The organism is Nocardioides luteus, assembly GCF_014648595.1.
Classification (GTDB): domain Bacteria; phylum Actinomycetota; class Actinomycetes; order Propionibacteriales; family Nocardioidaceae; genus Nocardioides; species Nocardioides luteus.
The window spans coordinates 1-13,937 of the sequence record NZ_BMRK01000032.1 but is presented as its reverse complement, the minus strand read 5'-3'; the positions used below and the strand labels follow the sequence as shown (position 1 = coordinate 13,937).

Annotated in this window: 12 protein-coding genes; 3 read left to right on the top strand and 9 right to left on the bottom strand. The window is 70.6% G+C overall.

The features are described from left to right. Positions 1–72: 72 nt before the first annotated feature. Entirely contained in the window at positions 73–699 is a 627-nt protein-coding gene (locus IEY81_RS23165) for a hypothetical protein (protein ID WP_189120858.1), read from the top strand. A gap of 19 nt (positions 700–718) precedes the next feature. On the opposite strand, the gene IEY81_RS23160 is transcribed toward IEY81_RS23165, so the two are convergent. Next, positions 719–1,213 (bottom strand): VOC family protein, encoded by a 495-nt coding sequence (locus IEY81_RS23160; protein ID WP_189120857.1) that lies wholly within the window; start codon positions 1,211–1,213, stop codon positions 719–721. 335 nt (positions 1,214–1,548) lie between these two features. On the opposite strand from IEY81_RS23160, the gene IEY81_RS24410 reads away from it, so the two are divergent. Next, positions 1,549–1,863, top strand: coding sequence for a MarR family winged helix-turn-helix transcriptional regulator (locus IEY81_RS24410; RefSeq protein WP_229788111.1), 315 nt, complete (start codon positions 1,549–1,551; stop codon positions 1,861–1,863). A gap of 81 nt (positions 1,864–1,944) precedes the next feature. On the opposite strand, the gene IEY81_RS23150 is transcribed toward IEY81_RS24410, so the two are convergent. Beyond that, positions 1,945–5,730, bottom strand: a complete 3,786-nt coding sequence (locus IEY81_RS23150; protein ID WP_189120856.1) for a S8 family serine peptidase — start codon at positions 5,728–5,730, stop codon at positions 1,945–1,947. Positions 5,731–5,794: 64 nt separating this feature from the next. Between IEY81_RS23150 and IEY81_RS23145 the strand changes: the two genes are divergently transcribed. Next, positions 5,795–6,880 (top strand): helix-turn-helix domain-containing protein, encoded by a 1,086-nt coding sequence (locus tag IEY81_RS23145; protein WP_229788110.1) that lies wholly within the window; start codon positions 5,795–5,797, stop codon positions 6,878–6,880. Positions 6,881–6,886: 6 nt separating this feature from the next. Here the strand turns inward: IEY81_RS23145 and der are convergent, their stop codons facing one another. From der to IEY81_RS23110, 7 genes are all read right to left on the bottom strand, one after another. Next, entirely contained in the window at positions 6,887–8,272 is a 1,386-nt protein-coding gene (gene der / locus IEY81_RS23140) for a ribosome biogenesis GTPase Der (protein WP_189120855.1), read from the bottom strand. Continuing rightward, on the bottom strand, positions 8,265–9,005 hold the full coding sequence (locus IEY81_RS23135) for a lysophospholipid acyltransferase family protein (RefSeq protein WP_229788109.1): 741 nt from the start codon (positions 9,003–9,005) through the stop codon (positions 8,265–8,267). Before IEY81_RS23135 ends, der begins: the two co-directional genes overlap by 8 nt. After that, positions 9,002–9,721: a (d)CMP kinase gene (gene cmk / locus IEY81_RS23130; protein WP_189120854.1), complete on the bottom strand. Its 720-nt coding sequence runs from the start codon at positions 9,719–9,721 to the stop codon at positions 9,002–9,004. Before cmk ends, IEY81_RS23135 begins: the two co-directional genes overlap by 4 nt. A gap of 10 nt (positions 9,722–9,731) precedes the next feature. Continuing rightward, positions 9,732–10,832, bottom strand: a complete 1,101-nt coding sequence (locus tag IEY81_RS23125; RefSeq protein WP_189120853.1) for a prephenate dehydrogenase — start codon at positions 10,830–10,832, stop codon at positions 9,732–9,734. 116 nt (positions 10,833–10,948) lie between these two features. Next, the gene (locus IEY81_RS23120) at positions 10,949–11,341 is read right to left on the bottom strand and encodes a VOC family protein (RefSeq protein ID WP_189120852.1); all 393 of its coding nucleotides are present in this window, start codon (positions 11,339–11,341) and stop codon (positions 10,949–10,951) included. A 16-nt stretch (positions 11,342–11,357) separates the two neighbouring features. Beyond that, entirely contained in the window at positions 11,358–12,140 is a 783-nt protein-coding gene (locus IEY81_RS23115) for a helix-turn-helix domain-containing protein (protein WP_189120851.1), read from the bottom strand. Between the two features lie 1,132 nt (positions 12,141–13,272). Continuing rightward, the coding region (locus IEY81_RS23110; RefSeq protein WP_189120850.1) for an HNH endonuclease signature motif containing protein at positions 13,273–13,937 on the bottom strand (665 nt) is incomplete at its 5' end.

Sequence of the window (13,937 nt, the reverse complement as noted above, 5' to 3'; positions counted from 1 at the left end):
TCAGCAAGGTGTCGGTGGTCTCCGACACAATCACTCCTGACACATGGATCACACCCACCACAGGAGCACACCGTGTCGGATTCCCCTTCCCCATCCAACACAGCCCCGAACGCCACCCAGGAGACGAACCAGGACCCGAACCAGCTGAGCCTCGAGACGACCGACCCGGCGCCCGCCAAGCTCGACCCGATCTCGCGCAAGGGCACCCCGGCCCACCGCACGAGGTCGAAGCGTGAGGGCGCCGGGCGGCGTCAGGGCATGCCGGTCCAGGCGATCAGCCTCTCCGTGCCAGCCTCCCTGGCGGCGCAGTGGAAGACCTACAGCCAGCAGGTCCCGCGCTCGCTGGTCGACGTGATGCTCGACGCCGTCGCGGCGACCCGCCCGCGGCTGCCGGTCCTGCTGCGTGCCCACCAGGCAGCTCTGCGCGAGAAGACCCGGCCGGTCTCCGACGGCACCTTCATGCGTACGGTGCCGCAGCCCAAGCGCCTCGACGACCCGTACGTCACCATGCCCCTGAGGCTGCTGGCGACGAACGTCGACGTGCTCGACGCCATGGCCCACGAGATGGCCGCGGAGTCCCGCTCCCAGCTGGTCGTGGTCGCGCTGACCGCGTGGCTGGCCGACCGGGGCGCGGAGGAGCAGGTCTACGAGGAGCAGCTCGAGCTCGAGGTGCCCGAGGACCCGTTCGACCGCCCGTGAGGACGGCTCGCCGGATGAATCAGAGCACCTTCGTGCCGTACATCTCCCCCAGCGGGTCGGCGAGCAGCTCCAGCCGCTCGCCGTCGGGGCCCTGGAAGTAGAGGGACGCCTTCGACTCGACGATGTAGTCGATGCCCGCATCGTCGAGCTTGGCGCGCAGCTCGTCCCACTTCTCAGAAGTCACCGAGATGGCGATGTGGTGCAGCCCGCCGAGCACCTCGGCGTACGGACCCAGGTCGAGGCCGGGGAGCGTGAAGAAGGCGAGCAGGTTGCCGGCGCCGACGTCGAAGAAGAAGTGGTCGGAGCCGGCGTAGTCGCGGTTCTCGAAGATCTCGGTCAGCGGGAACTCGAGGAGTCCCTGGTAGAAGTCGATCGTCCGGCGCACGTCGGAGGAGAGCAGCGCGGTGTGGTGGATGCCGCGCGCCGAGCTGACCGGCCGGTCGGTCTCGTCGCGCAGGTATTCCTGCTTGATCCGCTCACGGTCCCTCGTGATGAAGTCCATGTCGATGCTCATCGTGCTCTCCTCGTGCCACTGTTCGGATCCTGACGAAGCTGACCCCGGTCGGATCTGTCTGGCTGCGTCGACGCGGCAAGTCTAGTTGCTTCATCAACCGTTGCGGCGAAGGGCGGCGGTGCTGTAACGATCGGTCTCGCTCGGTAAGGTGTACCTCATGGATGAGGTCAAGTGGCTCAGCAACGACGAACAGGTCGCCTGGCGTGCCTGGCTTGCCGTGAACGCACAGCTCACCGCGCGGATGAACCGCGACCTCCAGGCCAAGAACGGTCTCTCCCTCGCCGACTACGACGTCCTGGTCAACTCTGACCGACGTCCCGGACCGCTCGCTGCGAATGTTCGAGCTCGGCGACAAGCTCCAGTGGGAGAAGAGCCGGCTCTCGCGTCAGGTGATGCGGATGGCCGCTCGCGGGCTCGTCGAGCGCCGTGAGTGCCTCGACGACCGCCGCGGTGCCTTCGTCGACCTGACCCCGGCCGGTCTGGAGGCCATCGAGGCCGCCGCGCCCGAGCACGTCAAGCTCATCCGTCAGGTGCTCTTCGACGCGTTCACCCCCGAGGAGGTCGCCTCGCTCACCAAGCTCTACCAGGGCGTGCTGGAGCGGCTCGCCGCGCCGGCCGAGGCCGCCGAGGAGGACGGCTCCGCCGCCTAGCCAGAAGCTCCAGACGTACGCCGGGCCCGCAGGTCTCACGACCTGCGGGCCCGGTGCTTTCTGCTGCTCAGCCGTCGTCGGTCAGTGGTCGACCCCGAAGGCGGAGACGACCTTCTGGGTCACCGCGTTGCCGGCGTCGTCGCTAGCGGTGGCCTTGATCGAGACCAGGTCGGCGCCCTGGGCGGGGATCCGCAGACGCGTCTCCCAGCGGTCGCCGTCCTTGCGCAGCTTCGACTCCGACCAGGTCTTGCCACCGTCGTAGCTGACCTCGAGCGTCACCGCCTTCACCGTGCCGGCGCGCTCGGCTCCGGGCACGGCGTAGGGCTCGACCGCGAACGGCACCTGAGCGCCGGGGCGGACCGTGCCGTCCAGCGCCGTGTCGACGTCGTAGTCGAGCTGGAGCAGCGGAAGCGGGGCGCCGACCTCACCGGCGGGGACCGGGTCGGCCAGGTCGGCCACGAACGTCCAGGACGTACGCGTGCTCGAGGAGTAGCGCAGCGAGTCGCCGGGCGAGTCGGTGTCGATCTCGAAGCGGTACGTCTGCGGCCCCTCGACCACCGGCACGGCGGCCTGGATGGCCTGGCCGGGGCCCTCGTCCACCAGGGTGTCGCCCTGGAACAGGCGGGAGGTCACGGGCGTCTCACCCCACGGGAAGCCGCCGGTGATCCCGTCCGGACCGCTCGCGTTCGCGACGTTGACCTGGAACCAGTCGGCGTCGTGACGCGGACCCCAGAATCCGTCACCGGTGCGCGGAGCGGTCACCGGAGCGAACCAGTGCCGCACGGTGGTGCTGCGCGGCTCGTACGCCTGGCGCACGCCCCGCTGCTCCCAGGTCGTCTCGTGGTCGACGTTCTCGTACCAGGTGACGTCGGCGTAGGTCGAGACGTAGTCGGTCCGCTCGGCGGCCGTCGGCTGCAACGCACGCACGCTGAGGCAGGGCGGCCACTGGTAGTCGCGGCAGTCGGCACGGTCGTCGACGGCGAGGCGCCGCTCGGTGTCGGTGTAGCGGCTCTTGACGGTGGCGAGCTGACGGCTGGTCGGGGCCAGGCTCAGCTCACCCGGGATCTCACCGGGCCAGCTCTTGGACACGTCGTAGAGGTACGTCGGGAACTCGACGGCCTCCCCCTCGATCTTCAGCGAGCCCTTCTCGGCCGCGGCCAGCAGCTCGGCCGCCTGCGTGGAGCGCACCGAGACGACTGGCAGGTCGCCCTGGGTGACCCGCTCGACCAGCGGGCCGGGACGGTCGTTGACGACCACGAGCAGCGCGGCTCCGGCGGCCTGTGCCGCGGCCTCCCGCTCGGCGATGGTCACATCGTCGGACCTGGTCACCACGACGGCGCGACCCTTGGTGTCGAGACCCTCGTAGTCGGCGCTCGCGCCCTTGCCGGCCGCGACGGCTCGCAGCGAGACCCGTCCGTCGAGGCGGGCCGAGCCGGTCTGGTAGACCGGGTCGAAGGCGACCGGCTTCGGGGTCCGAGCGGTCACGTCGAGAGCAGGCTCGGTGGCCCGCCAGCGTACGGCGAAGTCGAAGTCGGCGCTGTCGACGCGACCGGCCTCGGCGTAGAACGAGTCCACGTTCGGCGGGACGGCGTAGGTGGCGGAGAAGGTCGCGTACTGGCCGTCGATGCCGGAGTCGTTGAAGAACTGGAAGCGCCGGTAGGCGACCTCGCTGTCCTTCGGCGTCTTCAGAGTGAGCTCGTCGGCCTTGCGGGCGTCGAAGACCAGAGACTGGTCCTCGTCGGTGACGACGACCTGCGGGTCACCGACCAGCGCGACGCCGGTCGAGCCGGCACCCTCCGAGCCGGCGACGTCGAGGAACGCCGTGGCCGAGTACGTGCCGGGCCGCAGCCGCTGGGTCGGCACCTTGCCGGTGGCGGGGTCGAGCGGCAGGTTGGAGACGAACTGGTCGCCGTAGCGGTAGAAGGTGACGTAGCCGCCGGCGGGCTTGCCGGAGCGGTCGAGCGCGGTGATGTCGAGGCCGTAGCGCTCCTCCTCCTTGATCAGCGCGGTCGCGGTGCGCACGCTCACCTCGCCGGAGGGGTCGGTGGCGACCACGGCGCCGCTGTACTTGCCGGTGAGGGTGGCGTCGTCGGCGTCGGCCGTGATGGTGACCTCGGCGCTGCCGTGGGCGGGGACGACGACCTCGTCCTTAGACACCTCGACCAGGTCGCTCGCCTTGCCGTCGGGACCGGTGACGTCGGTGCTCAGCGCGAGGGTGACGTCGGCGTCGGTGGAGTTGGTGTAGGTGACGGTGCTGGTGGCGGGCTCGTCACCGTCGTGCGGCCAGCCGTAGAAGCCGAGGAACCCGTCGCCGGACCCGTCGATCCCGTCGAGCGCAGCGGGCACGTCGAGCCGACCGGTGCCGACCTCGTACGCCGGGGCGTCGATGTCCGCCGCCGAGGAGACGAGCGCCTTCTTGATCTGCGCGCCGGTGAGGTCGGGGTTGGCGCCCTTGACGATCGCGGCCGCGCCGGCGACGTGCGGGGTCGCCATCGAGGTGCCGTTCATCGAGCGGTACCAGCCCTCGCCGGCCGACTGCTGGGAGCGAGCCGCGACGATCCCGACGCCGGGCGCGGTGAGGTCGGGCTTGATGGCGTGGTCGCCCATGCGCGGGCCGTAGCTGGAGAAGTCGGCGCGTACGTCCTGATCGTCGACGGCGCCGACGGTGAGGGCCGCGTCGGCGGTGCCGGGGCTGCCGAGCGAGCCCTCGGCGTAGCTGTTGCCGGCCGCGACCACGAACAGGGTGCCGGTCTCCTCGCTGAGCGCGTTGAGCGCCTGCGCCATCGGGTCGGTGCCGTCGTTGAGGCTGGAGTCACCCAGGCTCATGGAGACGACGTCGGCGTTGGCCGCGCCCCACTCCATGCCGGCGATGATCCAGGAGTCCTGGCCGAAGCCGTCGTTGTCGAGCACCTTGCCGACCAGCAGGTCGGCGCCGGGCGCGACGCCCTTGTAGAGACCCTCGCTCGCCGCGCCGGTGCCGAGGACGGTCGATGCGACGTGGGTGCCGTGCCCGTGCAGGTCGCTGGTGGCCTCCTCCCCCGGGACGAACGACTGGGCCTCGTCGACCTGGTCCTTGACGTCGGGGTGGCCGGCGTCGATGCCGGTGTCGAGGACCGCGACCTTGGCGCCCTTGCCGTCGAAGCCCGCGGCCCATGCCTCGAGCGCGCCGACCTGGGCGACGCTGTGGTCGAGGGTGGTCTCGGCCTTGCCGTCGAGCCAGATCTTCTCGACGCCGGCACCGAGCTTGCCGGTGGCGTGCGCCGCGCGCGTGGTGGCCTCGGCGACGGCGGCCCAGAACGCCGACGCCTTCTTCTTGCTCACCGCCACCGCGTCGGCGTCGATGCTCGGCAGGTCGAGCGTGCGCTCGGTGCCGGGGAGATCGGCCGCCTTGGCCCGGCTCTTGGCCTGCTCGAGGATCAGCGGGGTCGCCTTGACGGTCTCGTCGTCGTAGCGCATCTCGAGGAGCGCGGTGACGTCGAAGAGCCGGCGGTCGAGCGTGCCGGCGGCCAGGAAGGGCTTCGCGGCGGCCGGGATCGCGTAGAGGTGCTCACCCACCTGCTGGGTCTCGATGGCGCCGTCGGCGGAGTCGAGACCGAGGGTCAGGACGCCGTCGTCGGTCGAGGTCACGTCGATGACGTCGCCGGTCACCAGGGTGATCGTGGTGCGGCCGTCATCGAGGGCGGGCGTACGGATCGCCGAGCCGGCAAGGGTGGTGCCGGCTTCGGTCTGGGGGCCCGCAGGCTTCGGGTCTTCGCCTGGGGTCGCATGCGCGCTGGTGGCCATCGTCGCGACCAGAGCGGTCGTGGCAGCGGCTGCCGCGATCGTCCTGGTGGCGGCCGAGAGGCCGGGTGTTGTTGGGGGTCTCATGGAGATGGACCTTGTCAATGGGATGCGACAGGCGACAAGAGCGACGCCGTGGCGGTTTTACGGCATGGCGCGCCTCCGACACCGGCCGGATGTCACCGAGCTGTCGCAGAAGTGCCATGCTCGGCATGTGCTCGGCCTGACCCCTGATGAGACCCTCGCCTACGGCGAGCTGATCACCATGCCCTCCGCCACCGCGGCGGAGTTCGCGGAGGCGCTCGGCGCCTTCGGCACCTCCCCCGGCGAGGCCCACCTGCTGCTGCGCCGGCTGGAGGAGTACGGCCTGGCCGCGCGCATCACCGGCGACGAGCGCCGCTTCGCCGCTGCCCCGCCCGCGATCGCGCTCGGGGCGATGCTGGCCCGACAGCAGGACGAGGTGCGCCACGCCGAGATCGAGCTCAGCCGGCTCGACGAGGCCTACCGGCTGGCGGCCGCCGGCCGCGGACCGACGGACGTGGTCGACGTGATCCACGGCGAGGACGCCGTCCGGCACCGTTTCGAGCAGGTGCAGCTCGGCGCCCGCGAGCGCGTGGACGCGTTCGTGCGCCCGCCGGTGATCGTGACCTCCAGCCAGGAGAACTCCGCGGAGAACAAGGCGGTCGAGCGCGGCGTCAAGTACCGGGTCGTGGTCGAGCGGAGCATGCTCGAGAGCCACGACGTGACCGTCGACGAGGCCATCGAGGCGACCGAGGCCGGCGAGGAGGTCCGCTTCGCCGACCAGGTGCCGCTCAAGCTGCTCGTCGTCGACCGGCGGCTGGCACTGATGCCGCTGACCTCCTCCGGCGACGTGGTCGGCGCGCTGCTGGTGCGGGAGAGCACCCTGCTCGATGCGCTGATCGCCCTCTTCGAGAACGTGTGGGACCGGGCGACCGCGATGCTCGTGGGCACCTCAGGGCTCACCGGCGACCTCGCGAAACAGGTCGACGACGAGGACGCCCAGGTGCTCGGTCTGCTGCTCGCCGGGCTCACCGACCAGGCGGTCGCCAAGCAGCTGGGTACGTCGCTGCGTACCGTCCAGCGGCGGGTGCGCGCGCTCCTCGACCTGGCGGGTGTGGAGACGCGGATGCAGCTCGGCTGGCACGCGGCGACCCACGGCTGGGTGCAGGCCGGGGCGGACGGCCGGTTCGACGACCAGCTGACGTCCGCCCCGTAGCCTCCGCTAGCGCTTGCGCTTCTCCCGCACGCGCTGCTGGAGCACGATCGGGGTGCCGACGAAGCCGAACTCCTCGCGCAGGCGTCGCTCGATGAAGCGCTCGTAGGAGGCCTCGAGCTTGCCGCTGGTGAAGAGCACGAAGGTCGGCGGCGCGGTCGAGGGCTGGGTGCCGAAGAGGATCTTCGGCTGCTTGCCCGAACGGACCGGGTGCGGGTGCTCGGCGACGAGACGGCCGAGGAAGGAGTTGAGCGCGCCGGTGCCGACCCGCGTCTCCCAGCCTTCGAGGGCCTTGTCGAGCGCCGGGACCAGCCGGTCGACGTGCCAGCCGGTGCGGGCGGTGATGTTGATCCGCGGGGCCCACTGCACCTGGACGAGCTCGCGCTCGATCTCGCGGTCGAGCTGCCAGCGGCGGTCCTCGTCGACGAGGTCCCACTTGTTGAACGCGATCACCAGCGCACGACCGGCCTCGCGGACGGTCTGCAGGATGCGGATGTCCTGCTCGGACATCTTCTCGCCACCGTCGATGACCAGCACGGCCACCTCGGCACGGTCGATCGCGGTCGTGGTGCGCAGCGAGGCGTAGTACTCGTGGCCCGAGGACTCCTTGACCCGCTTGCGGATGCCCGCGGTGTCGATGAAGCGCCACTCGCGGCCGCCGAGCTCGATCAGCTCGTCGACCGGGTCGACGGTGGTGCCGGCGACGTTGTCGACGACCGCCCGCTCCTCTTTGGCCAGCTTGTTGAGCAGGCTCGACTTGCCGACGTTGGGCTTGCCGACCAGCGCGACCCGGCGCGGGCCGCCGATCTCGGTGCCCTCGGGCAGCGGCGGCGGGTCAGGCAGCACCGCGAGGATCGCGTCGAGCATGTCGCCGGAGCCGCGACCGTGCAGCGCGGAGACCGGCCACGGCTCGCCGAGCCCGAGGTTCCACAGCGCGGCGGCCTCGGCCTCGGTGCGCATGTCGTCGACCTTGTTGGCGGCCAGGACGACGGGCTTGCCGGACTTGCGCAGGATGCGTACGACCGCCTCGTCGGCGTCGGTGATGCCGACCGTCGCGTCGACCACGAAGAGGACGGCGTCGGCCAGGGAGACCGCGATCTCGGCCTGGGCTGCGATCCGCTCGGCCAGGCCCTGGGCGTCGGGGTCCCAGCCGCCGGTGTCGACCAGGGTGAAGGCCTTGCCGTTCCAGTCCGCGTCGTAGGAGACGCGGTCACGGGTCACGCCGGGTACGTCCTGGACGACCGCCTCACGGCGACCGATGATCCGGTTGACCAGGGTCGACTTCCCGACGTTGGGGCGGCCGACGACCGCCAGCACCGGCAGCGGGCCGGTCGGGGTCTCGTCGGACTCGTGCGTGTCTCGTACGTCCTCGTACGAGACGTCGGGGTCAGTCATTGTTCTCCTCGATAGGTAGCGGACCGGGCAAGTCACGACCGGTCAACGCCAGGGCATGGTCCTGTTGGACCTGCATGTGCTTCTGGAGCAAACCCGAGACATGCCCGACTTGTTCCCTGGTACGTGGCCAGCCTACGCGCTCCACGTGGAAAGGCTCGCCATAGACGATGTCGATCCGAGCACCTTTGTGGGGCAGCGAGGAGACCCCGCCGCCCGGGTCGCGGCTGCCGAGCATGGTCACCGGCACCACCGGAGCCCCCGAGGCGAGCGCGAAGTAGGCAGCTCCGCGGTTGAACCGCACCAGGTCGCCCGCCCCACGGGATCCTTCGGGATAGATGCCCATCGCGCCGCCCGCCCGCAGCACCCGCAGCGCCGTCTTCACCGCGGCCGGGTCGCTGCCGAACCGGTAGAGCGGGATCTGGCCGGCCCAGCGCAGGAACGGGCCGAGGAACCAGTGCTCGAACATCTCCATCTTGGTCAGCGCATGCACCGGGCGCGGGGTGAAGATCGCCAGCAGCGGACCGTCGATGATGCCGATGTGGTTGGAGGCGAAGACCACCGGCCCGGTCTTCGGGATGTTCTCCGTCTCGTGCAGCCGCACGTCGAAACGGCGCCGGATCAGCCACCGCGAGGGGCCGTCGAGATGGTTCAGCGGCCACCGGGTGGGGTGCGGCACGTCGTCCGTGCGCGGGAGGTCGGTGCGGGGCGTGCCCGCGATCGGGCTCGCGCTCACTCCCCCGCCTTGCTCGCTGTGTCCCCCACGGTGGTCTCGACGAGCTCGACCACGAGGTGGATGACCTCCTCGAGCGTGTAGGGCGTCGTGTCGAGGTGGGTCGCGCCCTCGGGGACGGCCGCACCACCCTTGGTGGAGTCGATCTTGTCGCGGTTCTGGAGCGAGGCGAGGACGGCCGCGGCGTCGCTGCCACCCTCTTCGGCCGCGCGGCGGGCCGCGCGGGCGGCCGGGTCGGCGGTGACGTACAGCTTCAGGGTGGCGTCGGGCCACACCGCGGTGCCGATGTCGCGGCCCTCGACCACGATGCCGGTGCCGGCGGCCAGCGCCTCGCGGATCTCCTGCTGCTGGAGCGCGATCAGGCGCGCGCGGACCTCGGGGACGGTGGCGACCGGGGAGACGGCGGCGTTGACCTGGTCGCTGCGGATCTCGACCGAGACGTCGGCGCCGTCGAGCGAGATGGTGGGGCCGAGCGGGTCCGTGCCGGAGGTGATCACGGGCTTGCCGGCCGCGGCGGCGATCGCCTCGGCGTCGTGCACGTCGACGTCGTTGCTCAGCATCCACCAGGTCATCGCGCGGTACATCGCACCGGTGTCGAGGTAGCGCATCCCGAGGCGGTCGGCGACCCCGCGTGAGGTGCTCGACTTGCCCGAGCCGGAGGTGCCGTCGACGGCGATGACGATGCGGGCGGGTTCACTGATGGGGTTGCTGCTGCTCACGGGCGGGAGCCTACCGGTGCGCGACCCAACCCCGGGACTCCAGAACCGCCTGCATCTGATCGGCGGCGGTCTCGGCCACGACCAGCTCCATGACACCGACGGGGCGGCCGGGGTCGTGATCGATGCGTACGTCCTCGATGTTGACGCCGCTCTCCCCCGCGTCGGCGAAGAGCCTGGCCAGGTTGCCGGGCTCGTCGGGCACGGTGACGTAGACGATCGCCTGGGCGGTCTGCGGGCCGCCGTGCTTGCCCGGGATGGCGCGGGTGCCGGCCTGGCCCTCCTTGAGGAGCACGTCGAGGGCGGCCGCGTCGCCGTTGCCGACCGCGGCGATCATCTCGTCGAGCTGAGCGCGGACCTCGGTGAGCAGGTCGGTCACCGCCCGGGCGTTCCCGGCGACGATCTGGCCGTACAGGCCGGGGTCTCCGGCGGCGACGCGGGTGACGTCGCGTACGCCCTGGCCGCTGAGTCCCAGGTGGCCCTCGGGTGCGACCGCGAGCCGGCCGGCGACCAGGGCGGCCATCAGGTGCGGGACGTGGGAGGTGCGGGCCACGGCCTGGTCGTGGTCCTCGGGGCTGAGGCTGAGAGGTACGCCGCCGCAGAGCGCGGCGAGCTCGTCGACGAGCTGGGTCGCCCGCGGGTCGGCGTCGGCGTGGGGCGTCACGGCCCACGGCCGGCCCTCGAAGAGCGCCGAGGTCGCGGCCAGCGGGCCCGAGCGCTCGCTGCCGGCCATCGGGTGCCCGCCGACGTAGCGGCTCACATCCCGGGGGCTGTGCTCGCGCACGTACGCCAGCGGCGACGCCTTCACGCTGCCGACGTCGGTCACGACCGCGTCCGGGTTCTCTCTCAGCGCCTTGACGATCACCTCGCCGAGGTGGGCCGGCGGGACGGCGACGACGATCAGCTGCGGCTGGTCGCCGTCCTTGCGGCGGCGGCCCGCCCCGAGGCCGGTCGCGGTGCGTACGTGGCTGGCGACCGCGTCGCTCAGCAGCACCTCGATCCCCGCCGAGGAGCAGGCGAGGGCGACCGAGGTGCCCAGCAGCCCGACGCCGATGATCTCGACCGGGCCGGTCAGAGTCGACAGCCCTCCCCCTGCGTTCCCGGTCTTCTCCATGGGTTCAAGGCTAGACGCTCGGTGCTGCCGGGCCTGCCTCGTCTCAACCGTCGTTGTCGTGGCGGGGTTCGTGCGCTATCGCGGCTGGCGACCAGGGTGTGCGATATCGCGATGCGTCATGAAGGCTGGTAGCTGCCGAAGGACCATGAGTTGCCCTCCGGGTCGCGTACCGTGCCGCCGCGGCCACCGTAGTCCTGGTCCACCATCGGCCGCTCCACGGTCGCGCCGGCGGCGACCGCCTTGTCGAAGAGCGCGTCCGGGTCGTCGTGGACCAGGTAGGCCGAGGAACCGCCGGTCGTCGTGATGCCGCCGCCCTCGCGTACCTGCCCGAACATCAGCCCTCCCCCACCGGGCCAGAGCCACTCGGCGTGGACCACGATGCCGTCCTCGCGGTAGGTGGCGTGCTCCACGAAACCCACCGCGCTCAGCCAGGCCATCATCTTCTCGGCGTCCTCGAACGCCATCGACTGCCAGTACTTGATCTTCGCTACGTCGTTCTCGGTGCTCATGCACCCAGCAAACCGCCTACGCGTCGGCGAGGTCTTGAACGAATGGGAACTCCTCGCGCAGCCACGTCGTCGGCGTACACCCGGCGAACTCCTGCCACTCCCGTGTCAGGTGTGCCTGGTCGGCATAGCCGCAGAGCGTCGCGGCCCGAGCCAGCGGCATCCGGCCGATCTTGGCGCGGGACCGGTCGAAGCGGGCCAGCCGCTGGAACTGCTTGGGCGCGACCCCGGTCTCCGCCCGGACCAGGTCACTGATCCGACGCCGGCTGTACCCGACGTCATCGGCCACCTCCTGCACCCCCGCTCCCCCGGTCAGCAGCGCGAGCGCCCGCCCGACCTCAGCCTGCGGCCCCGGCTCGCCGTGGCGCGCCAGCGCATCGACCAGCCCGCTCACGACGACCTGTCGCCAATGCCGCCGATCGGTCTCCGCCAGCCGCTCAGGCAGATGACGTACGCCATCTCTGGGCGTCACCTCGTCCAACCCGAGCAGCTCGCCGCTCCATGCCGCCGCAGGCATCCCGAACAACGCCCGCACCCCAGCAGTGGTCAATCCGAGCTGTACACCCCGCTGCCTGCCGGGATGATGGATCGCCGCAGGCCTGGTGTGCAGCCCCGAGACCAGCCCCCAAGCCGTGACCGCCTCCGTCCCGCTCCCCCACGAGGTCACCAACGGCTCCCCGACCTGCACCACGACCGTCGCCTCCGTCGACGGCATCCCCCGATGCACCCCGGGCGCCCCGAAGTCCACGTCGTAGGCGACCAACGAGGTGACATAGGGCCGCAGCACCTCCGGCACGGTCATATCCCGATCGTGCCACGGTCGAGGCAGGTTGCCCATGCACTATCGCCGTGCGCGACCGACGTGTGCGATAGTGCGTTGCACCGGTGGTCGAGCTCGTCGAGACCCGCGTCCCCGGAGGTCGAGCTTGTCGAGACCCGCGTCCCCGGAGGTCGAGCTTGTCGAGACCCGCGTGCGTGCGGACATCGGTCAGCGACTGTGTTTTTCGTTCCGACGTTCGCCGCCGACCCGATCTCTCAGTGTCTCTCGATCACGCGCCGCGTCAAGGACGGGCTTCGCCCGCCGCTACGCGGCCGCTTCGCGGTCCTTGACCCGGCCCCCGATCGAGAAGAGATTCCGCCAATATCGGGGCGGCGGCGAGGGGTGTGGCGCGGGCTCAGGTGATTTGGAAGAGCCAGCGGTCAAGAGAGCGGGACCACTCACCCCCGCTGGTCGAGCCGCCGGAGCCGCCAGGCGGAGGCGTGTCGAGACCAACACAGTCGTTCGCCGGTCGCTCTCACCGCGCCTGAACCCCAGTGGTCGCCACCGGCGGTCGAGCCCGTGGAGACCACCCATTCAGAGCATCAGGCCGGTGGTGCGCACAAGTCAGGGCCGGCCCTCCCGAAAAGGGGTCTCGACAAGCTCGACCACCGGTGCTGACGGTGAATGCCTCCCTCTCGCTGCCGCTGGTCGACCCGCTGGAGCCGCTGGGCGGAGGTCTGTCGAGACCGGGCACGGTTGCTCGCCAGTCGCCGTCGTCACGGCTGAAGTCTCGGTGTCTTCATCGCTGGTCGAGCTTGTCGAGACCACCCTCTGTGGACGATCGGGCAACAACAGGACAGCGCCGGTGGCGTTCAAAGAGGGTCTCGACAGGCTCGACCACCGAGGGCGTCAACAGGCTCCCTAGGACGTCGTCGGCCGAGCCGCCGGAGCCGCCAGGCGCGGAGGCGCGTTCAGACCAACACAGTCTTCTTCGGTGACCGACCATGCCGAGAGCCAAGCCTCGGTGGTCGAGCTTGTCGAGACCACCCTCTCCGGAACATCGGTCTGAGGGGCGCAACAGACCGGGCCGGCGTTGCTCAAGGGGTCTCGACAAGCTCGATCTCCGGGGTGGGGGTCTCGACAGGCTCGACCACCGGTAGCGCAGGGGTGCGGGTCAGATACTGGCGCGTCGGGTGAACCGAATCTGCCCGTCAGGCAGCCGGTCATAGGTGTAGTTCGGATCGTGGATCCGATGATGGTCACGAGGACACAACAAGACCATGTTTGCGAGGTCTGTTGTGCCGCCTTCGCCCCAGGGTTTCAGATGATGGGCTTCGGTCCAGGCGGCTGGGGAATCGCAGTCTTCTGCCTGGCAACACTTGTCTCGTAGGCGGAGTGCGCGGTGTTGGATCGGATGCGCCAGGCGGGCGGTGCGACCGAGATCGAGGACCTCCGAGTCCGTGCCCAACACGACCGGGACGAGGTCGGCGTTGCACGCCATCCTTCTGGCTTCGGCGGCGGTGATCTTCTCACCGTCGAACCCGAGCGAAGCGGTGGCCAGGTCTTTGCGGAGCTCCTCGAGGCTCATTGTCACAAACACCGTGGTCGCGTGACCACCATGACGCGGCAGGTTCTCTACGTCGTAGGTCTCGATGACGCGCGCGAAGGCCTGACCCAGCAGTCGGTCGTAGGGGGCTTTGCGGCCCTTCTCCTCGGCCGACCACTTCCGCGGCTGCGCCAACGAGTCCAGCATCGTCCGCAACCGCAGACCGACCGCACGAGAGACTCGCGCCTGGATCTCCACCGTGCCGTCGCCGTTGTCCCGGGACTGGAAGAACG